This window comes from Bradyrhizobium sp. USDA 4472 (assembly GCF_054058595.1).
Genome location: NZ_JBSSAM010000001.1, coordinates 3530796 through 3551966, shown reverse-complemented (window position 1 = coordinate 3551966; position 21171 = coordinate 3530796). Strand labels below are relative to the sequence as shown.

General features: G+C 65.1%; 13 protein-coding genes and 1 pseudogene. 8 read left to right on the top strand and 6 right to left on the bottom strand.

Annotated features, from left to right (window positions below; translation table 11 throughout):
* Positions 1-14: 14 nt before the first annotated feature.
* Positions 15-905, bottom strand: a complete 891-nt coding sequence (locus ACVWZ4_RS16355; RefSeq protein WP_456740743.1) for a LysR substrate-binding domain-containing protein — start codon at positions 903-905, stop codon at positions 15-17.
* Between the two features lie 89 nt (positions 906-994).
* Here ACVWZ4_RS16355 and ACVWZ4_RS16350 point away from each other — a divergent pair, with 89 nt between their 5' ends.
* Positions 995-1747: a sulfite exporter TauE/SafE family protein gene (locus ACVWZ4_RS16350; RefSeq protein ID WP_456699777.1), complete on the top strand. Its 753-nt coding sequence runs from the start codon at positions 995-997 to the stop codon at positions 1745-1747.
* A gap of 5 nt (positions 1748-1752) precedes the next feature.
* Here the strand turns inward: ACVWZ4_RS16350 and ACVWZ4_RS16345 are convergent, their stop codons facing one another.
* Complete coding sequence (locus ACVWZ4_RS16345; RefSeq protein ID WP_456740742.1) at positions 1753-2385, bottom strand: LysE family translocator; 633 nt, start codon at positions 2383-2385, stop codon at positions 1753-1755.
* 218 nt (positions 2386-2603) lie between these two features.
* Here ACVWZ4_RS16345 and ACVWZ4_RS16340 point away from each other — a divergent pair, with 218 nt between their 5' ends.
* Both ACVWZ4_RS16340 and ACVWZ4_RS16335 read left to right on the top strand, forming a co-directional pair.
* Positions 2604-4400, top strand: coding sequence for an adenylate/guanylate cyclase domain-containing protein (locus ACVWZ4_RS16340; RefSeq protein ID WP_456737187.1), 1797 nt, complete (start codon positions 2604-2606; stop codon positions 4398-4400).
* 174 nt (positions 4401-4574) lie between these two features.
* Positions 4575-7379, top strand: coding sequence for a di-heme-cytochrome C peroxidase (locus ACVWZ4_RS16335; RefSeq protein ID WP_456790271.1), 2805 nt, complete (start codon positions 4575-4577; stop codon positions 7377-7379).
* A 78-nt stretch (positions 7380-7457) separates the two neighbouring features.
* Here ACVWZ4_RS16335 and ACVWZ4_RS16330 read toward each other — a convergent pair whose 3' ends face one another.
* The gene (locus ACVWZ4_RS16330) at positions 7458-8405 is read right to left on the bottom strand and encodes an alpha/beta fold hydrolase (RefSeq protein ID WP_456699781.1); all 948 of its coding nucleotides are present in this window, start codon (positions 8403-8405) and stop codon (positions 7458-7460) included.
* 232 nt (positions 8406-8637) lie between these two features.
* On the opposite strand from ACVWZ4_RS16330, the gene ACVWZ4_RS16325 reads away from it, so the two are divergent.
* Entirely contained in the window at positions 8638-9108 is a 471-nt protein-coding gene (locus ACVWZ4_RS16325; protein ID WP_456790270.1) for an Hsp20 family protein, read from the top strand.
* Between the two features lie 325 nt (positions 9109-9433).
* Here the strand turns inward: ACVWZ4_RS16325 and ACVWZ4_RS16320 are convergent.
* Positions 9434-10160, bottom strand: a pseudogene (locus tag ACVWZ4_RS16320) (hypothetical protein).
* 492 nt (positions 10161-10652) lie between these two features.
* Between ACVWZ4_RS16320 and gltB the strand changes: the two are divergent.
* Together gltB and ACVWZ4_RS16310 are read left to right on the top strand one after the other, a co-directional pair.
* Positions 10653-15386 (top strand): glutamate synthase large subunit, encoded by a 4734-nt coding sequence (gene gltB / locus ACVWZ4_RS16315; protein ID WP_456740738.1) that lies wholly within the window; start codon positions 10653-10655, stop codon positions 15384-15386.
* A gap of 149 nt (positions 15387-15535) precedes the next feature.
* The gene (locus tag ACVWZ4_RS16310) at positions 15536-16987 is read left to right on the top strand and encodes a glutamate synthase subunit beta (protein WP_456699784.1); all 1452 of its coding nucleotides are present in this window, start codon (positions 15536-15538) and stop codon (positions 16985-16987) included.
* A 199-nt stretch (positions 16988-17186) separates the two neighbouring features.
* Here ACVWZ4_RS16310 and ACVWZ4_RS16305 read toward each other — a convergent pair whose 3' ends face one another.
* Entirely contained in the window at positions 17187-18929 is a 1743-nt protein-coding gene (locus tag ACVWZ4_RS16305; RefSeq protein WP_456763375.1) for an outer membrane beta-barrel protein, read from the bottom strand.
* Between the two features lie 193 nt (positions 18930-19122).
* Here ACVWZ4_RS16305 and ACVWZ4_RS16300 point away from each other — a divergent pair, with 193 nt between their 5' ends.
* The gene (locus ACVWZ4_RS16300; protein ID WP_456699788.1) at positions 19123-20130 is read left to right on the top strand and encodes a KpsF/GutQ family sugar-phosphate isomerase; all 1008 of its coding nucleotides are present in this window, start codon (positions 19123-19125) and stop codon (positions 20128-20130) included.
* Between the two features lie 89 nt (positions 20131-20219).
* On the opposite strand, the gene ACVWZ4_RS16295 is transcribed toward ACVWZ4_RS16300, so the two are convergent.
* Complete coding sequence (locus tag ACVWZ4_RS16295) at positions 20220-20771, bottom strand: carboxymuconolactone decarboxylase family protein (protein ID WP_456740737.1); 552 nt, start codon at positions 20769-20771, stop codon at positions 20220-20222.
* 71 nt (positions 20772-20842) lie between these two features.
* On the opposite strand from ACVWZ4_RS16295, the gene ACVWZ4_RS16290 reads away from it, so the two are divergent.
* The gene (locus tag ACVWZ4_RS16290) at positions 20843-21163 is read left to right on the top strand and encodes a winged helix-turn-helix transcriptional regulator (protein WP_456699790.1); all 321 of its coding nucleotides are present in this window, start codon (positions 20843-20845) and stop codon (positions 21161-21163) included.
* Positions 21164-21171 lie beyond the last annotated feature (8 nt).

Below are 21171 nucleotides of genomic sequence, written 5' to 3'. Positions count from 1 at the left end.
GTGCCTGGCATATCTCACACCGACGCCGCCCTCAAATGCTCCACCAGCATCTTGGCCGCCCTTGGCAGCGCCTTGAAACTCCGGGCGCAGATCACGAGCCGCCGGTTGGCCCAGGTGTCGCGCAGGCGCACCATCGCGAGCGGCATCAGCTTGGCGCAGCGCCGGGCGGCGGATTCCGGCACCAGCGCGACGCCGACATCGGCTGAGACCAGCTGGCAGATCGCGTCGAAATCGCGTAGCCGCGCGCGGTAATGCGGGCGCATGCCGAGCCGGGCCGCGTGTTTTGAAATATGCATCTGGAGCGCGGTCGCGCTGGTGAGGCCGACGAATTCGCAATCGTTCGCCTCCTGGAACTCGATCTGGCGACGGCCGGCGAATGGACCGCGTCTGGACGTCACCAGGGTCAGGCGGTCCTCGCTGAAGACAAAGCGTTCGATATGATCGGGCAGCGCGTGCTCGGCGGCGAAGCCGAGATCCGCGGCGCCTGCGGTGATCGCCGCCGCGATGTCGGTGCTCTCACGCTCCTCGATGTCGATGGCGACGTCGCGATGCTCGCGCAGGAAGCCGGCGAGTGCCTTCGGCAGATGCTCCGACAGGCCCGAGGTATTGGCGAGGAAGTGCACGCTGGCGCGGACGCCGCTGGCGAAGCCTGCGAGATCGCCGCGCATGGCGTCGACCTGGTGAATCACGAGCCGGGCATGGTCGAGCAGGCTCTCGCCGGCGGCGGTCAATTCCACGCCGCGCCGCAGGCGCTTGAGCAGGGCGACGCCGAGCGCATCCTCGAGCCCCTTGATCCGCGCGCTGGCCGATGCCAGCGCCAGATGCGACCGTTCCGCACCGCGGGTGATGCTGCGCTGATCGGCGACCGCGATGAAGAGCTGGAGATCGACGAGATCGAAACGCATGGCAGGTCTCCCTAGCCTTCGTTGTTTACGAAGGCATTCTCCGTAACCTCCAGATTGTGCGCGGGCGCGGCTTCGGTCAATGTGCAGGCATGATCGACCCGCTTCTCATTCTCGTCGCCGCCGTCTTCCTGGTCGCCGGATTCGTCAAGGGCGTCGTCGGGCTTGGCCTGCCGACCGTGTCCATGGGCCTGCTCGCGGTGAACATGGCGCCGAGCCGCGCGATCGCGATCGTGATCGTGCCCGCCATCGTCACCAACATCTGGCAGACGTTTGTCGGCCCGCATCTGCGCGACATCCTGAGGCGGCTATGGCCACTGATGATCGGCACCGTGCTCGGATGCTGGCTGAATGCCGGAGCGCTGACGGGTCCCCATGCCCGCTACGGCACCGTGGTGCTCGGCGTGCTGCTGGTGATCTACGCCATCGTCGGCCTCAGCAAATTCAAGTTCCACGTCGCGCCGCGCAACGAGAAATGGGTCGGCGGCGTGGTCGGCGTCATCACCGGCGTGATCTCGGCCTCGACTGGCGTGCAGGTGATCCCCTCGATGCCGTTCATGCAGGCGATCGGGATGGAGAAGGACGAGCTGGTGCAGGCGCTCGGCGTGTTCTTCACCACCGCCACGCTCGCGCTCGCCTTCAACCTCACCGCCGGCGGATTGTTGACCCCGGCCAATGCCGTGCCGGGCGCCATCGCCATGGCGATGGCCTTTGCCGGCATGTATATCGGCCAGTCGGTACGGGCACGGATGCCGGCGGAGGCGTTTCGCCGCTGGTTCCTGGTCGCCATGGTCTTGCTCGGCATTTACCTCGCCGGCAGCGCGCTGCTGAAGCAGGTCGCCTGAGCGCGCTAGCGCGCCTCCAGCATGGCGACGCGGATGCCGAGATAGATGAAGAGGCCGCCGAGCGCCCGGTTGACCCAGGCGATCACGCCTTCGGACTGCCGCAGCCGGTTGGCGGCCCTGGCCGCGAACGCTGCCAGCACAAGGCACCACAGCGTCCCCGTGCAGATGAAGATCAGGCCGAGCGTCAGGAACGCCAGCGGCTTGTGCGGCGCGTCGGCTGCGACGAATTGTGGCAGGAAGGCCAGGAAGAACAGCGCGACCTTGGGATTGAGCGCGTTGGTGAAGACGCCCTGGAGGAACACCCGCCGCAGCGAGCTTCGCTCGGCCTCGTTCTTCACCGCCAGCAGCGCCGGCCGCGACCACAACATCTGCAGCCCGGTCAGGACCAGATAGGCGGCACCGACCAGCTTCAGGATCGAGAATGCGGTGGAAGAGGCCATCAAAAGCGCCGAAAGACCGATTGCGGCGCCGGCGACGTGGAAAAAGCAGCCACAGCTGATTCCGAAGGCGGCCGCCGCCCCGCCGCGCCAGCCCATCTGCATGCTGCGGCCGATCACATAGACGGTATCCGGCCCCGGTGTGATGTTGAGCAGCACGCCCGAGAGGACGAAGAGCCAGATTTCGTGAATGCCCAGCATGTGACGTACCCCGCGACTGTCCGTCTCGAGAACTTGCCCTTAGTCGGTTCGCACCCCGTCGTCCACCGCCGGAAACGCCTAGGATTTGTCTTGAATTTGCAATGCGGTTCATACTTTCGCTCGGCTTCATCTGCTCTATAAAGACTCCTGTTCTTGAAATGCGGGATTCGCGGAGGCCGCCGTACCGGCGGCGCCCGCTCCCCTGGAGCTCCGAGGATATGGAAAGACGTCTGGCTGCCATCGTCTGCGCCGATGTCGCCGGTTATTCCCGGATGATGGGTGCTGACGAGGCCGGCACCCATGCCGCCTTCAAGGCCCACCGCAGCGCGATCCACCCCATCATCCTCAATCACGGCGGCCGTGTCGTCAAAAACACCGGCGACGGCTTCCTGCTGGAGTTTCCCTCCATCGTCGGCGCCACGGAGGCGGCGATCGCGATGCAGGTGCTGATGGCGGAGCGCAATCTCAATCTGCCCGCCGACCGCGCCATGCAGTTCCGGCTCGGCATCCATATGGGCGACGTCATCGCCGACGAGGACGAGGTGTTCGGTGACGATGTCAACATCGCCGTCCGCCTGGAATCGGTGGCGAGCCCCGGGGGTTTCGCCATCTCGGCCAAGGCTTACCGCGAGGCCAGCAAGCATCTGAGCGTGGCGCTGGTCGATGGCGGCAACCACCGCTTCAAGAACATCAAGGATCCGATCGGGGTCTGGACCTGGACGCCCGACGGCGCGCCGGCACTTGCGTCCGAGTTCAGGGAAGGATCGGCGCTCTCGCAGGCCTCCCGCACCGCGATCGTCGGCGTGCTGCCCTTCGCCAACCTCAGCGACGCCCAGGACGAATATTTCTCCGACGGCCTGACCGAGGATCTGATCCACGCGCTGTCGCTGCAGTCGTTCTACCGCGTGCTGAGCCGCAACTCGACCTTCGCCTTCAAGGGCAAGAATGCGAGCACCCGCGTGATCGCGCGCGAGATCGACGCCACCTACCTGATCCAGGGCTCGGTGCGGCGCGCCGGCGCCAAGATCCGCGTCACAGCCGAGCTGATCGCGCCCGAAACCGGCGAGCAGCTCTGGACCGGCCGCTATGACCGCGACATCGGCGACTTCTTCGCCATGCAGGACGAGATCACGACCAATCTGTCCGCGGCCATCGCCACCGAGATCGTCCGGGCCGAGGCCTCCGCGCCCGCGCGCCCGACCAACGACGTCACTGCCTGGGACCGCTTCTTGAAGGGCCTGTCGCATTATTACCGGCAGACCAAGGAAGATCTGGGCGCAGCCGTTGAGCTGTTCAGGGAGGCGATCGCGCTCGATCCCAAACTGTCGATTGCACACGCCTATCTCGCCACGATCCAGATCCAGAGCATCCAGTTCGGCTGGGTCAAGGGCACCCGCGAGATGTGGAGCGAGGCGATGCGGCTTGCCGAAACCAGCGTCCGGCTCGATCCGCGCTCGTCCTTTGCGTTCTCGATCCTGTCCTGGGCGCACGCGATGGAAGGCCATGACGAGGCGGCGATGGATGCCGCCAAGCGCGCCGTGGCCCTCAACCCCTACGACGTGGGCGCGCGCGGCGTGCTCGGCATCTGCCATTTCGTCATCGGCCAGCACCGTCAGGCGATCGAACTGTTTTCGATGGCCGCCCAGCGCGACAACAGCGATCCACGTTATCAATGGGCCGCGCTGAACGCCTTCAGCCACTACCTCGTCCGCCAATACGACGCGACCTTGTCCTGGGCCCGCGAGCAGCTCTACATCAACCCGAACCACATGCAGGCCCTGGCGATCCGCGCCGCAGCGCTGGCGCAATTGGGCCGGACCGACGAGGCGGCCGAGGCGGCCAGCGTGCTGATGAGCAATTACCCGACCCTCAATGTCGATCGCCATTTGCGGAATTTTCACTGGAAGCGGCCCGAGGACATCGCGCATTACCGCGAGGGTCTCCTGAAGGCGGGCGTGCCCGCCAGCAAGCTCACGCTGGTCCAGGGCGACCTCAGGCGCGCTGCCGAATCCTGAGGATGAGCTGGCGCGTGCGCCGCATCTCACCACTGGCTTTATTGACACAACGGTGAATTCCGCCACACTCCTTCACACGCTGAAGTAGTATGAATTACTGTCGGTTTGTTAGAACTTTCCGCGCTTATCGGCGCGTCCGTATTTCACGATTCGCTGTTTTCAGGATTTTGGGTCATGAACGATTCCGTCTCGAAGCCGCCCGTCGATCCCTCGACCCAGGTCTCGCCGAACAATCCCTGCCCGTTCCTGCGCGGCCTCGTCGGCGAAGGCTTCGTCGAGGGTGGAACGGTGCCACTTCGGACGCTGTCGCAGACCATCGCAAATGCGAGCGGCGAGACTGGCGCGAAGAAGACGCTGGCGCGCATCCAGGTCCGTGGCGTTGCGCTGATCGCCAACGGCGCCTGTCACATCCTGCAGAGTATCTTCTGGGGAGCGCAGCTCAACCGCTTGCGCGGCGGCCCGCTCGACAAGCTCGGCGCCGGCTCACGCATCCTCGGCATCGACGGGCGCGTCAACGAAGACGAGATCGCGCGGCTCGCCGGTTTCGGCGCCACCTGTGCCGATCCCGATGGCGGCGCCGAGGTCGGGCTCAACGCCTCGCAGATCGAGATGTTCATGAAGGACAATCTCAAGCGCGCCGGCAACCAGGCGCGCTGGTACTACCCGATGCTGATGAAGTTCGAATGGCCGATCCTGCTCAAGATCATGGGCAAGGGTCAGGGAGACGATCGCTATCTCAGCGTGGCCGAGGTGAGGACATTGTTCAACGAGCGCAAATTTCCCGACAGGATCACCCAGCGGGTCGTCAGCCAGCCGGTCACCCCGCCCTCGCTGATCTTGCGCGCGGGCGGTGGACTGGTCGCAGCGCTTCTTGTTTTTGGCATCGTGACGTTGCGCTTTCCCGATCAATTCCAGCCGCTGCTGCCCCATGTCATCGGCCAGTTCGTCGCCCCGCCGCTGCCGAGGCTCGTCGAACCCCGCGCGGCGTACTGGCTCGAGCAGAACTGGGCGCTGGAGGACCGGCACTGGTTTCATCACGCCAGCCAGGGCACCGCGACCTTCCCGGTGCCCTATCGCTGGTTCATGGCGCTGGAGCAGCCGCGGCTTCACTTCTTCGCAAAGCCCGGGATGCTGCATGACAGCGACCATCTGCAGCGCTTCGGCTTCATCCCGAGCCCGCAGACGATCAACACCGACGACGCCACGTTGCGCCAATTCGGCTATGCCAATGTCTACGACAAGACCAAGCCGGTGCCGGCGCGGCTGTGGGATCCGCCGGTCAATTGGGGCGCCCAGGTTGAAAACGTCGATGGCCTGCCCGTCGGCTTTGCGCGGATGACCGGCGTGGCCGATCCCGCGACCGGCAAGGACGGCGAAGACCGGATCGGCCTGACTTGCGCCGCCTGCCACACCGGCCAGATCCACTACAAGGGCATCGACATCCGCTTCGACGGCGGCCCGGCGATGACCGACCTCAGGAAGCTCGAGATCACGACCGGCCTGTCGATCGCCTACACGCTGCTCGTGCCCGGTCGCTTCACCCGCTTCGCCGACCGCGTGCTCGGCGCCTCCGCCGGCGACGCGGACCGCGATGCGCTGAAGCAGAAGCTGAGTGCGATCGGCACATTCCTGAAAGACTGGGAAACCACCTACGACAAGACCATCGCAGGCAAGACGAGGCTCAACGAGAAGACGAAACGGGAGGAGCAGCAGCAGGACACCGAGGAAGGATACGGCCGCCTCGACGCGCTCAACCGCATCGGCAACCAGGTCTTCGCCCAGGACATGACGCTCAGCGGGCTCAGCGGCTTCGAGAAGAATCTGCATGCCAAGGACGCACCGGTCAGTTTCCCGCCGATCTGGACCGTGCCCTGGCTCAAATTCGCGCAATATGACGCCTCGATCGAACAACCGCTGATCCGCAATGCCGGCGAGGCGCTGGGCGTGACCGCGCTGCTCAATCTGTCCGACTCGACGCCCAGGGACACTCTGTTCCGCTCCTCGATGGACATCAGGAATCTGAACTGGATCGAGGACCTGCTGAAGGGATCGGCGCCGTATCCGAAAAAACAGCTCTCCGGATTGACCTCACCGAGATGGCCCTCCGACATCATCGGCGATGCCGCCTGGAAGATCGATGAGGAGCGCGTCAAACGCGGCCGAAAGCTCTATGCGGAGATCTGCGCCGAATGCCATCTCGGTCCGGTCAACGATTCCGTGTTCGACGCCGAATTTCCGGAGCAGAGCGTCTGGGCCTCACGATGGGAGACCATCGGCAAGGACACATTCCTCAACGAGGTCCAGAAAGGCGTCAGAGGCATGGGGACCGATCCTGCGCAGGCCAGCGTGCTGGCGACGCGCACGGTTCAGGTGCCGGGCTTTCTCAAGCTCGATCCCTCGCAGAATCTCAACACGTGGTGGAAATGCAACCTGCCAGAGGTGTCTTCGACGGACATGCCCTATTCGCTCGGCCTGATGGTGCTCGTCGACATCGTCAGCCGCAAGGCGATGAAGGATGCCAAGATCAGTCGGGAGGAGCAGGATGATTGGTGGGGCAAGCGCCAGAACTGCCCCAATCCCGGACCGCAGCCGCCGGACAAGCCGGAGAAGGGACCCTGGTATCGCGCGCGCCCGCTCAACGGCGTCTGGGCCACTGCGCCGTACCTGCACAACGGATCGGTGCCCTCGCTCTACTGGATTTTGAGCCCCGCCGCGGAGCGCCCCAAATCGTTCTGCATGGGCGGCGATCGCGACTACGATCCGAAGCAGGTCGGCTTCGCAGTCACCGACGACGAGAGTTGCAAGACGGGGCAGTCGCGTTTCTCGACGCGAGCCTCTGACGGCACCGAGATGTACGGCAACAGCAATGCCGGGCACTCGTTCGAGGGCAACGGGCCGGCACACAAGGACGGCGTCGTCGGCCGCGAGCTCAAGGAGCAGGAGCGCTACGATTTGATCGAGTATCTGAAGACGCTGTGAGGGCACACCGTCACTGCGAGCGAAGCGAAGCAATCCGGAGGGCTCCTCGCAATGAGGAGGATGGGGCCAGCCCGCCGCTCACTTGAACAGCGGCGTGCCCGGCACGAACGCATCGAACGCCGCCCAGAACTGGGAGCGGTAGCGGTCCTGCTCCTGGAGGATCTCGTGCTTGGAGCCGGCGATCACCAGATGCGAGCCGGCGCGCAAATGATAGGCGAACTCCTCGATGGCCGCGGTCGAGACCACGGCATCGTTGGACGCCGCCAGCATCAGGATCGGCTGGCGGATCTCGGAGGGGTAGTTCATGCCCTTGAAGGTGTGCATGGCGCGGAAGGCGGTATCGGCCCAGGCAACCGTCGGCGACGCGAGACCCAGCGTCGGGTCCTCCTCCAGGATCGCGGCGTTGCGTGCATAGCGCACGGGATCGCTGGTCAGGGGATTGTTGATGAAGGGTGACAGTCCGGTCAGTCGCTCGCTGCCGCCGGGGACGTAGGCGCCGCCGCGCCCCATCATCCGCATCGTCTTCAACATCAGCCGCACCGGGAACGAGGTGGAGCGGCCGGGCAGATCGATCATCGGCGCCGACAGCACCATGCGGTCGAACCAACGCTTGCCGGCATGGGCAAGGCGCAACAGCACTGCGCCGCCCATGGAATGGGCCAACGCGAAGTACGGCGGCGGACAATCCGGCAGCACCACCTGCTGCACGAAGGCTTCGACGTCGATCTCATAGTCGGCGAAATTACGCACATAGCCCTTGCGCGGATCGCGCAGGCGGCGCGCCGAATGGCCCTGCCCGCGCCAATCGACGATCGCCACGGCAAAACCGCGGTCGCGCAGGTCGCGCACGGTCTCGAAATATTTCTCGATCTGCTCGCTGCGCCCGGTGAAAACGCAGACCGTGCCCTTGCGGTTCGCCGGCGGCGCCCAGCGGGCGAACCGCAGCTCGACGCCGTCAGGCGTCTTGATGGTGCCGCTGACGACGTCTTCGGGAACGGGGTTGGACGGAATCGAGACCAGCGTCATGATCGGAAGGGCTTGGCGCCAAGTGCTGTGAACAAGTGCTGCAAATCAAGGGGCGGGAGCGCCGAAAAGGGGCTGATGCCGCCCTCTTGAACGCCGTCTGGACCCACCCATATCATCTTCGTGCAGGCCGCTACCAGTGTTTCGGAACCGGAACATCAGGCTGCACACAGACTAAAGCCCGGCCCGATTGGCGGGCGGGTTAACCAACAGTCGCTCAATGGAGGACTTGACCATGCGTACCTACGATCTCACCCCGTTCTATCGTTCCACCGTCGGCTTCGACCGTCTCTTCAACCTGCTCGACCAGACGAGCTCGGACGGCAGCCCCGGTTATCCCCCCTACAACATCGAGCGCACCGGCGAGAACGCCTACCGCATCACTGTTGCGGTCTCCGGCTTTGCCAAGGATGAGCTCTCCATCGTCGCGAAGGAAAACACGCTGACGATCAAGGGCGAGAAAGTCGCCAATGAGAACTTGAAAGCCGAAGTGCTCTATCGCGGCATCGCCGCGCGTGCTTTCGAGCGTGCCTTCCAGCTTGCCGACTTCGTGCAGGTGAAGGATGCCTCGCTCGAGAACGGCCTGCTCCACGTCGACCTCGTGCGCGAGATTCCCGAAGCCAAGAAGCCGCGCCAGATCGCGATCAACACGGGCGCTGCCAAGGCGCAGGTGATCGAGAGCAAGGCCGAGCAAGCGGCCGCCTAAGCCCCGACGAACCAGGTTGCGAAAACGCCCCGGTGCCCCCGGGGCGTTTTTTTGCATCGCATCACAGAGCGGAGAGGCCGCGTGATGCAGCGTCCGCACGAGGGCTGATTGCAGAAGGCGCCTGTAGATCTCAGGCGCCTTTTGTTTTGTCCGACTGTCTCCGCGATCGCGGTTGTCGTCCCGGCACCACAGGGAGCAGTTTGCCGAAGATCGGAGGTCCGGTACTCGCACCTCATCCCCACCGACAGATCACGCGGCATGGGTCCCTCGTTCGCAGGGACGACAGCGTGAGTGCGGCTGGCGCTATCGCGTTAAACGCGCGTCATCAATCCAGCCCTTGCACTGCGGGCATCTCCTGTGTCGGCAAAATGGCGGGGGGCCGGCTTGGCCTGGACGACGGTTGGAGCGGCGGCCTGCGGCGCGGCCTCGGCGGCCTTTGGCTGTATGGCTGCGGTCTGCTGCGCCGGCTGCTCCGCGGGCTTCGCGGCCGCCACCGGTGTCTCGGCACGCTGCGGACCCGCCTTCGGGAGCGGAACGGTACGGCTGGCGACATGCGGGATCGGGGCCGGCGGGCGCGGCGGGCCGCCGCGGACCATGGTCGGCGCCGGCAGCGCGCTTTGCGGCCGGTAAGGCGTGACCTGCGGCTCGCCATAGGCGGGCGCCATGCCATAGGCGTCAGCGGCCGGCATGAAGCGGATGATCCGGCCGTCGCGGGCGTCGATGACCAGCCGGCCGTCGTCGCCGCGGCGGTCGATGACCGCGATGGTGTAGACAGCGCCGCGCAGGTGCGGGATGCCGAGCGGGGAAAAGCCATTGTCGCGCAGCACGGCATAGACCTCGGTCGCCGGCAGCAGCGCCGGCGCGGGGCCGCGCTCCTCATACCCGTAGCCGTAACGCGGCGGCCGCAGAGCGTCCGGCGCGTAAGGTCCGTCGAAATCGGACACGGCAACATAGGCTCCGCCCGAAAGTCCGCTCGCTGGAACCTGTGCCTGGGCAGCAGGTGCAGCCAGCGCCAGCGTGGCAGCAGCCACACATCCTGTGAAAAACTTCATGGTCGACACGCTCCTGTCAGGCCCCCGGATGGTCGCACTCTTTCGCTTCTTGCGGGCGTGGCGCACCTGTCGAAGGGCTGATCCGAAGCATCAGGGGGGATTCCGGCGCCGCTTGGGCCGGATCAGGGCGCGTTTGCTTCAAAACCGGGGCCGCGCAACTTTCGGAAAGCGATCGATTGACTTGTGAGGAATCGGGACTTCCGCGCGCTTGTGTGATAGACAAAAATTTGGCAAGGTGATGGTTAGGACAGGAAGACTGTCTCAATTTTGCTTGCGGTTCCGGCATAGGGATTGCAACGAAAGTCGGTGCTTTCGAGCACCATAAGGCAGCAGGAAAAGCCGTTCTCGGGGACGAAGAACGCCTTGGCCTGAATTTAAGAAAATGCGGCTCGCCAGCGGACGAGCGGTGACCCAGAGGCGGGTGCCGCGGAACGCCCAAGGTGCGCCGAAGATGGCGGTGAGACAGCTTGCCGCACGGAGAGGATTGGAACAATGAACGGGTCGCAATTCGAGCGCGGAAACATCGTGGCAGAAGAGCTGTCGGCGACGGTCGCCTCGAAAACGACCGATCCGATTCAGGAGCACAATTCACGGCCCGAAGCCGAGGGTCTCTACGATCCGAGCCTGGAGAAGGATTCCTGCGGCGTCGGCTTCATCGCCAACATCAAGGGCCAGAAGTCGCACGCGATCGTCTCGGACGCGCTCAGCATCCTCTGCAACCTCGAGCATCGCGGCGCCGTCGGCGCCGATCCGCGCGCCGGTGACGGCGCCGGCATCCTGGTGCAGATCCCGCACGCCTTCTTCAGCCGCAAGGCCAAGGAGAACAAGTTCGAGCTGCCGGCGCCGGGCGAATATGCCATCGGCGCGCTGTTCATGCCGCGCGACACCGCCTGGCGCAACGTCATCAAGAGCATCATCGCCGACCAGATCAAGGAAGAGGGCCTGACCCTGCTCGGCTGGCGCGATGTGCCGACCGACAATTCCTCGCTCGGCGTCACCGTAAAGCCGACCGAGCCCGCCTGCATGCAGGTGTTCATCGGACGCAACGGCACCGCCAAGTCCGAGGATGAGTTCGAGCGCCGGCTCTACATCCTGCGCAAGTCGATTTCGCAGGCGATCTACCAGCGCCGCGACCGCGGCCTGGCCGGCTATTACCCCTGCTCGATGTCCTGCCGTACCGTGATCTACAAGGGCATGTTCCTCGCCGACCAGCTCGGCAAGTACTATCCCGATCTGCACGAGCAGGATTTCGAGAGCGCGCTCGCGCTCGTGCACCAGCGCTTCTCGACCAACACCTTCCCGGCGTGGTCGCTGGCGCATCCCTACCGCATGATCGCGCATAACGGCGAGATCAACACGCTGCGCGGCAACACCAACTGGATGGCGGCGCGCCAGGCTTCCGTGAGCTCGGAGCTTTACGGCAAGGACATCAGCCGGCTCTGGCCGATCTCCTACGAAGGCCAGTCGGACACCGCCTGCTTCGACAACGCGCTCGAATTCCTGGTGCAGGGCGGCTACTCGCTGCCGCACGCCGTCATGATGATGATCCCGGAGGCGTGGGCCGGCAATCCCCTGATGGATGAGAAGCGCCGCGCCTTCTACGAATATCATGCCGCCCTGATGGAGCCCTGGGACGGCCCCGCCGCGATCGCATTCACCGATGGCCGCCAGATCGGCGCCACGCTGGACCGCAACGGGTTGCGGCCGGCGCGTTATCTGGTGACCAGGGACGATCGCATCGTGATGGCGTCCGAAATGGGCGTGCTGACGATCCCCGAGGACCAGATCATCACCAAGTGGCGCTTGCAGCCCGGCAAGATGCTGCTGGTCGACCTCGAACAGGGCCGCCTGATCCCTGACGACGAGATCAAGGCCGATCTCGCCAGGAGCCATCCCTACAAGGAGTGGCTGGAGCGAACCCAGATCGTGCTGGAAGATCTGCCGCAGGTTCCGACCACGGGCGTGCGCTCGAACCTGTCGCTGCTCGATCGCCAGCAGGCGTTCGGCTACAGCCAGGAAGACATCGCGATCCTGATGACGCCGATGGCGGCCACCGGTGAAGAGGCTGCCGGCTCGATGGGCAACGACACGCCGATCTCGGCGCTGTCGGCCAAGGCCAAGCCGCTGTTCACCTACTTCAAGCAGAACTTCGCGCAGGTCACCAACCCGCCGATCGACCCGATCCGCGAGGAGCTGGTGATGAGCCTGGTCTCCATCATCGGACCGCGGCCGAACCTGTTCGACCTGAAGGGCCTTGCCACCACCAAGCGCCTTGAAGCGCGCCAGCCGATCCTGACCGATGCGGACCTCGAAAAGATTCGCTCGATCTCCGACGTGGCTGACTCCCACTTCAAGTCGCGCACGCTCGACACCACCTTCCACGCCGGTCTCGGGGCGGCCGGCATGGACCAGGTGCTGGACGAGCTCTGCGCGCGTGCGGAAAGCGCGGTGCGCGAGGGCGTCAACATCATCATCCTGTCCGACCGCATGGTGGGCACCGACCGGGTTGCGATCCCGTCGCTGCTGGCCTGCGCCTCCGTGCATCATCACCTGATCCGCACGGGCCTGCGCACCTCGGTCGGTCTCGTCGTCGAATCCGGCGAGCCGCGCGAAGTGCATCATTTCGCCTGCCTGGCCGGCTACGGCGCCGAAGCGATCAATCCGTACCTCGCGTTCGAAACCATCATCGCGATGAAGGACCGCCTGCCCGGCTCGCTCGACGATTACGAGATCGTCAAGCGCTACATCAAGTCGATCGGCAAGGGTCTCCTGAAGGTGATGTCCAAGATGGGCATCTCGACCTACCAGTCGTATTGCGGCGCGCAGATCTTCGACGCGGTCGGCCTCAAGGCTGATTTCGTCGCGAAGTTCTTCGCCGGCACGCATACCCGCGTCGAGGGCGTGGGCCTTGCCGAGATCGCGGAAGAAGCCGTGCGCCGGCATGCCGACGCGTTCGGCGAGGCGCTGGTCTACAAGACCGCGCTCGACGTCGGCGGCGAATATGCCTATCGCAGCCGCGGCGAGGACCATGCCTGGACTGCGGAATCAGTCGGCCTGCTGCAGCACGCCGCGCGCGGCAACTCGCTGGAGCGCTACCGCGCCTTCGCCAAGATCCTCAACGAGCAGTCGGAGCGTCTCTTGACGCTGCGCGGCCTGTTCCGGATCAAGAGCGCGGATGAAGAGAAGCGCAAGCCCATCCCGCTCGAGCAGGTCGAGCCGGCCAAGGACATCGTCAAGCGTTTCGCCACGGGCGCGATGAGCTTCGGCTCGATTTCACGCGAGGCACATACGACGCTCGCGATCGCCATGAACCGGATCGGCGGCAAGTCGAACACCGGCGAAGGCGGCGAGGAAGCCGACCGCTTCAAGCCGATGCCGAACGGCGACAGCATGCGCTCGGCAATCAAGCAGGTCGCCTCGGGCCGCTTCGGCGTCACCACGGAGTATCTCGTCAACTCCGACATGATGCAGATCAAGATGGCGCAAGGCGCCAAGCCCGGCGAAGGCGGCCAGCTGCCCGGCCACAAGGTCGACGCGACCATCGCCAAGGTCCGGCACTCGACGCCGGGCGTCGGCCTGATCTCGCCGCCGCCGCACCACGACATCTACTCGATCGAGGATCTCGCGCAGCTGATCTACGACCTCAAGAACGTCAACCCGACGGGCGACGTCTCGGTCAAGCTCGTCTCCGAGATCGGCGTCGGCACCGTGGCTGCGGGCGTCGCCAAGGCGCGCGCCGATCATGTCACCATCGCGGGCTTCGAGGGCGGCACCGGCGCGTCGCCGCTGACCTCGATCAAGCACGCAGGCTCGCCGTGGGAGATCGGCCTTGCCGAAACCCACCAGACGCTGGTGCGCGAGCGGCTGCGCAGCCGCATCGTGGTCCAGGTCGACGGCGGCTTCCGCACCGGCCGCGACGTCGTCATCGGTGCGTTGCTGGGCGCCGACGAGTTCGGCTTCGCCACCGCGCCCTTGATTGCGGCCGGCTGCATCATGATGCGCAAGTGCCATCTCAACACCTGCCCGGTCGGCGTCGCGACCCAGGACCCCGTCCTGCGCAAGCGCTTCACCGGCCAGCCCGAGCACGTGATCAACTACTTCTTCTTCGTCGCCGAGGAAGTCCGCGAGATCATGGCCTCGCTCGGCTTCCGCACCTTCAACGAGATGGTCGGCCAGGTTCAGCTGCTCGACCAGACCAAGCTGGTGGCGCACTGGAAGGCCAAGGGCCTCGATTTCTCGAAGCTGTTCGTCAAGCAGAAGGAAGAGAAGGGCCAGAAGATCTATCACTCCGAGCGCCAGAACCATCATCTGGAGGCGGTGCTCGACCGCACGCTGATCGAGAAGGCGCAGCCTTCGCTCGACCGCGGTGCGCCGGTGAAGATCGAGGCCAGGATCAACAGCACCAACCGCTCCGCGGGCGCGATGCTGTCGGGCGCGGTCGCCAAGATCTACGGCCATGCCGGCCTGCCGCAAGACACCATCCATGTCAGCCTCAAGGGCACGGCCGGCCAGGCCTTCGGGGCCTGGCTCGCCAACGGCGTCACCTTCGAGCTCGAGGGCGAAGCCAACGACTATGTCGGCAAGGGCCTCTCGGGCGGCAAGATCATCGTCAAGCCGCCGGCCAACAGCGGCATCGTGCCGGAAGAAAGCATCATCGTCGGCAACACCGTGATGTACGGCGCCATTCAGGGCGAGTGCTACTTCCGCGGCGTCGCCGGCGAACGCTTTGCCGTGCGCAACTCGGGCGCGGTCGCGGTGGTCGAAGGCGCGGGCGATCATTGCTGCGAATACATGACCGGCGGCATCGTGGTCGTGCTCGGCAAGACCGGGCGCAATTTCGCGGCCGGCATGTCGGGCGGCATCGCCTATGTGCTGGACGAGACCGGCGACTTCAACAAGCTGTGCAACATGGCGATGGTCGAGCTCGAGCCGGTGCTGTCGGAAGAGATGATCAACGCCGACACCTATCATCACTCCGGTGACCTCGAGGCGCATGGCCGGGTCGACGTGTTCAAGGATCTGCTCGACTCCGACGTCGAGCGTCTGCACGTCCTGATCTCGCGCCACGCGAAAGCGACCGGCTCCAAGCGCGCCGCCGACATCCTTGCCAACTGGAAGGAATGGCTGCCCAAATTCCGCAAGGTGATGCCGGTCGAGTACCGGCGCGCACTGCGCGAGATGGCCGCCAATGCGGACGCCGAGCCAAAAATTGCGATCGGGGCGTAAGGCACAAGGCATCACACCCCGTCATTGCCAGCGCAGCGAAGCAATCCAGAATTTCTTCTTGGACACGCTGGATTGCTTCGTCGCTTCGCTCCTCGCAATGACGGTTGAGGAAATAACAGACGAATTAGCCGGCAGGGACTTCGGGTTTAATGGGCAAGATCACGGGTTTTCTCGAAATCGAACGGCATGACCGCAGGTACACCCCGGTCGCCGAGCGCGTGAAGCACTACAACGAGTTCGTCGTTCCCTTGACCGAGAAGGAAACGCGCGACCAGGCCGCGCGCTGCATGAACTGCGGCATTCCCTACTGCCACGGCACCGGCTCGGTCGCGCCGGGCACGCCCGGCTGCCCGGTCAACAACCAGATCCCCGACTGGAACGACCTCGTCTATCAGGGCAATTGGGAAGAGGCCTCGCGCAATCTGCACTCGACCAACAATTTCCCCGAATTCACCGGCCGCATCTGCCCGGCGCCGTGCGAAGCGTCCTGCACGCTCAACATCGACGACAACCCCGTCACCATCAAGACCATCGAATGCGCGATCGTCGACCGCGCCTGGGACAATGGCTGGCTGAAGCCTGAAGTCGCAGCCGTGAAGACCGGCAAGAAAGTCGCGGTGATCGGCTCGGGTCCGGCCGGCATGGCCTGCGCGCAGCAGCTCGCGCGCGCCGGCCACGAGGTGCATCTGTTCGAGAAGTACGCCAAGGCCGGCGGACTGCTGCGCTACGGCATCCCCGACTTCAAGATGGAGAAGGGTGTCATCGACCGCCGCGTCAAGCAGATGGAGGGCGAAGGCGTCACCTTCCACTACAACAGCCATGTCGGCGTCGACGGCAATGTCGACCCGCGCGAGATGCTCAACCAGTACGACGCGATCGCGCTGACCGGCGGCGCGGAAGCCCCGCGCGACCTGCCGATCCCCGGCCGCGAGTTCGACGGCATCCACTACGCCATGGACTTCCTGCCGCAGCAGAACCGCCGTGTCTCCAGCGAGCCGCTGAACGGCGTCAAGGAGATCCTGGCCGGCGGCAAGCATGTCGTCGTCATCGGCGGCGGCGACACCGGATCGGACTGCATCGGCACTTCGCTGCGCCAGGGCGCGCTGTCCGTGACCCAGCTCGAGATCATGCCCGCACCGCCCGAGCGCGAGAACAAGGGCCTGACCTGGCCGAACTGGCCGCTGAAGATGCGCACGTCCTCGAGCCAGGCCGAAGGCGCGGTCCGCGAATTCGCCGTGCTGACGCAGAAGTTCTCGGGCGAGAACGGCAAGGTCAGGAAGCTGCACTGCGTGCGCGTCGACGACAAGTTCAAGCCGATCGAAGGCACCGAGTTCGAGCTCGATGCCGAGCTGGTCCTCCTTGCGATGGGCTTTGTGCACCCGGTGCACGAGGGCCTCTTGAAGCAGCTCGCCGTCGATCTCGACCCGCGCGGCAACGTCAAGGCCAACACGCTGGACTACCAGACCTCACGCCCGAACGTGTTCTCCGCCGGCGACATGCGCCGCGGCCAGTCGCTGGTGGTCTGGGCGATCCGCGAGGGGCGGCTGTGTGCCCGCTCGATCGACACGTTCCTGATGGGGAAGACGGATCTGCCGCGCTGAGTGTTTGCTCGGCCGCCAAATCGCAAACGGTGTCATCGCCCGGCTTGACCGGGCGATCCAGTATTCCAGAGACGTCAGACGAATACGGATAAGCCGCGGCGTTCACCAGAAGGTCTCGGCCTTCGGGATTAAGCCAAAGCTCGAATTCACCGGCCGAATTGATGTCTAAAGTAATTCGAGCTGCCATAATGGCTTCTCCTCAATTCTGCAGCCTCACCCCCAGCATCACCACCGTCCCCTGCGAACTCGCGCCCGCGACGTTCGAATCCAGGATGTCGTGGCGCAGCGTGCCCTTGATCCAGATGTTGCGGTTCAGCTTGTAGATCAGGTTGCCTTCGAGCGAGTAGGTCTTGTCGTTGCGACTTTGGCCCTGATAGTCGTAGGTGCCGTAGGTGAACTTGCCGATCGCGGTGAGCCAGCGGCGGAAGTCGTGGTCGACTTCGGCGGCATAGGTGTGCACCAGCACGCCGGAGGAGCCGGGGATGGTGGTTTCCGCGATCTGCGTGTCGGTGTTGAATTTCACCGTCGTCAGGCCGCTGGCGTTCCAGATCAGCGAGCCCGAGGTGAGGAAGCCCGAGAGCTGGCTCAGCCGCGCGTCGACATAGGTGCGCGCGGAATAGCCGACCGAGACTTCGCCGGTGAGGATGCGCGAGAACTCGAAGGACGAGCCGGCCTTGGCATAGCCGCCGGATGAATCGCGCAAATAGCCGTTGCGGTCGGCGGCCTGGTCGTGAATGCGGTTGTCGCCCTCGATCTCGACGAACGGCTTGAGGCCAGGCTTCAGCTCGTAGGAGAAACGCCCGACGCCGCCATACTGGTTGAAGTCGCGGTCATCATTGCTGAAGGTCGAACCGTCGGTGAGTTTTGAATCCGTGTAGGCGGTGCGATCGACGGTCGCGCCGGCCGCGACCTGGAAGCGGTTGAAGGTCTGGTCGAAGCCGAAGGTTCCGCCATAGGTGGCGTAGACAGGATATTTCTGCAAACCGGCCTGCACGTTCGGGCTGCCGGGATTGTCGGTGGCGAGCCGCAGGCGCAGCTGCGACGTCAGCTTGAGATCGCGGTCGACGTCGAAACGGCCGTCGACATGGCCGGTGAAGTCAGGACGGTCGATCTCGACCGGCGACGGCGAGGGAAGTCCGTCGATCGTGGCCGGCATGTTGTTGGTGTAGCCGGAGAACGAACCGCGCAAATCCGCCACCAGCGCATGGCGCTCCCAGTCCGACATCACCAGCAGATCGGGCGCGACCACGTAGACGGGCGAACCGACAGGCTTTTGCAAGCGCGCAGGATTGCTGTCGTAGCCGGTGGAGAGCTCGAGCCCGCCCTTGATCAGGAAGCTGCCGGCGTAGTCGCCGACCGCGCCGAACGCATCGTCATCGACCTTGAGGCGACGGCGCAATGGCTGGCCGGGGACGGTGCCGGCCATCGCTGGCGGCAACGGCGCCTTATGCGCGGTCTCCGACGGCGGCGGCGCGATGCGCGGTGGGCCAAGGCTCGTGTCGGGCGTCGCAGGCGGCACCGGCGAGCCCGGGCCTGCGGGCTTCATGGGCTTCGGCTGGCCCGGATAGAGCTTTGGCTGCTGGCGCTTGCGGTTGAGCGAGTCGTAGCCGGAGCTGCTCGCGCCGTTGGCCGCGGGCAGGCCATAGGCCGGGACCTGGGCGATTCGCGATGGCGCCGCCGTCTCGCTTCGCTTGCGCGGATCATCATTGGGATCCGGCGGCTGCGGGATCGCATCCGAGGGTGCCTGCAGGACGCCCGCGGTGCGCCGCGTCGGCAGCGTGTCAGGCGAGACGAAGCCACCGCGGGTGGGATTGAACAGGTCTGGCGTGACGCTCTGGGCGGCCGCGGGCGCGCTTTCCAGCGCGGTCAGCAGCAGGCATGGCAAAGCGGCGCGAAGGAGTTGCGCGCGCTTGCTCCGGCCCCTGCCTGGAGGCGACCCCACGATGGAATAACTCCAACGAAATCAGATACTTGACTGATGGCCTCGCGCGGACACGCGGGGAACCATCCTTAATGGAGTTAAAACAATTATGGTTAATGACCCGTTGAGGTCCTGGCGCCCGCGTCGCCTCGAAGGTCCGGGCATGCTAAGGGAGGCGCCAACGGGCCGACGCCCCTCCTCCCTGGACCAGCACATGCCGAGTTCGAAACCGCTGATGACCCACTCATCTGGCCCCACTCCTGACAGCGTCGAATCCGCGCTCCGCACGCTGGAGACAGAGAGCGGCGGCATCAACGCGCTCGCCGCCGCGCTGCGCGGGCCGCTGGGCGAGCCTTTTGCCAGAGCGGTCGATCTGATCCGCAACGCCAAGGGCCGCGTCATCGTCACCGGCCTCGGCAAATCGGGCCACATGGCGCGCAAGACCGCGGCGACCCTCGCCTCGACGGGCACGCCGGCCTTCTTCGTTCACACCGCTGAAGCCGCCCATGGCGACCTCGGCATGATCACGACTGACGACGTCATCATGGCGCTGTCCTGGTCCGGCGAGCAGCCGGAGATGAAGACGCTGGTGAACTATTCGGCGCGGTTTGCCATCCCGATGATCGCGGTGACGTCGAACGCGGCGTCTTCGCTGGGCCAGGCCGCCGACATCGTCATCGAGCTGCCGAAGGCGCGCGAGGCCTGCCCGCACAATCTGGCGCCGACCACCTCGACCATGATGCAGGCCGCCATCGGCGATGCCATTGCGATTGCGCTGCTCGAAGGCCGCGGCTTCACGGCGCTGGAGTTCGCGCATTTCCATCCCGGCGGCAAGCTCGGCGCGATGCTGAAATTCGTCCGCGACTACATGCGCACCGGCGCGGAGATTCCAGTCAAGCCCCTGGGCACCAAGATGTCGGACGCGGTGGTGGAGATGTCGGCCAAGGGGCTCGGCTGCGTCTGCATCGTCGACGCCGCGAACGAGGCCGTGGGCATCATCACCGACGGCGATCTGCGCCGCCACATGCGGCCCGATCTGTTGACGGCGTCGGTCGATGACATCATGACCAGGCGGCCGAAGACCGTGCCGCCCTCGATGCTCGCGACCGAGATGATCGAGGTGCTGAACACCCGCAAGATCACGACGCTGGTGGTGACCGAGGCAGACAAGGTGGTCGGCATCGTGCATCTGCACGATCTGCTGCGGGCGGGCGTGGCGTAGGTCTCTCCCCGCCATTGGTTCGTCGCTTCAGCGCAAAATTGCTTCGCAATTTTATCGCGAGCTCCTCGCAATGACTGCGGTTGGAATGTCTACCCCGGAAACCGCGCCGCGTTCTCCTCCAGCGGCAGCTTCAGCCCGTTCGCCAGATACGACACCGTGCGGTAGAAGCCGCACAGCAGCATGATCTCGAGGATTTGCGCCTCGTCGTAATGCGCCGACAGCGCAGCAAACTCCGCGTCGGTGAAGGTCGCGCAGGTGTGCAGCGCGTCCACCGCCGCGATCAGGGCCTGCTCATCCGGCGACCAGCAGGATGAAGTCGCATCGCCCTTCACGGTCGCGAGCACCTCATCCTCGGTGAGTTCGGCCGGGCCGGCGAACGCCGCGACATGGACGCCCCATTCATATTCGCATGCGTTGAGCGCGCAGGTGCGGTCGATGACGATCTCGCGCTGGCGGAGCGACAGCGGTCCGGGATCGAGCAAGCCGCCGGCGCGAAACTTGTTCCAGGCGCGCGTATGGCCCGCCATGACCCGGAACAGCAGCAGCGGCGGCGCGCCGCGCATGATGCGGTCGAACTGCGCTTCGATCTCCGGGGGATAAGGCTGATCGAGCGGGGCGATTCGCGGCATCATGGATGACATGGGCGCCTTTCTTGCTACAATTAATGTAGCGCAACGCTACATTATCCGTAGCGGGATGCAAGAGGGGCGCGATGGCGAAACGGGGAAGCTCACGGAAAGTCCGCGGCTCGCGCACCGGGCGGCCGATCATGGCGCTGCTTGACCTGCTCGGCCGCCGCTGGAGCCTGCGGATCCTGTGGGAGCTGCGCGACGAGCCCCTCACCTCGCGTGCCTTGCGCACGGCCTGCGACGAGGCTTCGCCGACGGTGCTGCAAGCGCGGCTGACGGAGTTGCGCGAGGCCGGGTTTGTGGAACTGGGCGACGGTGGCGGTTATGGGCTGACGCCGCTCGGGCGGGACTTGTGCGAGACATTCATGCCGCTGCACCGCTTTGCGGAGAGGTGGAAGAGGTAGGGGCTGCT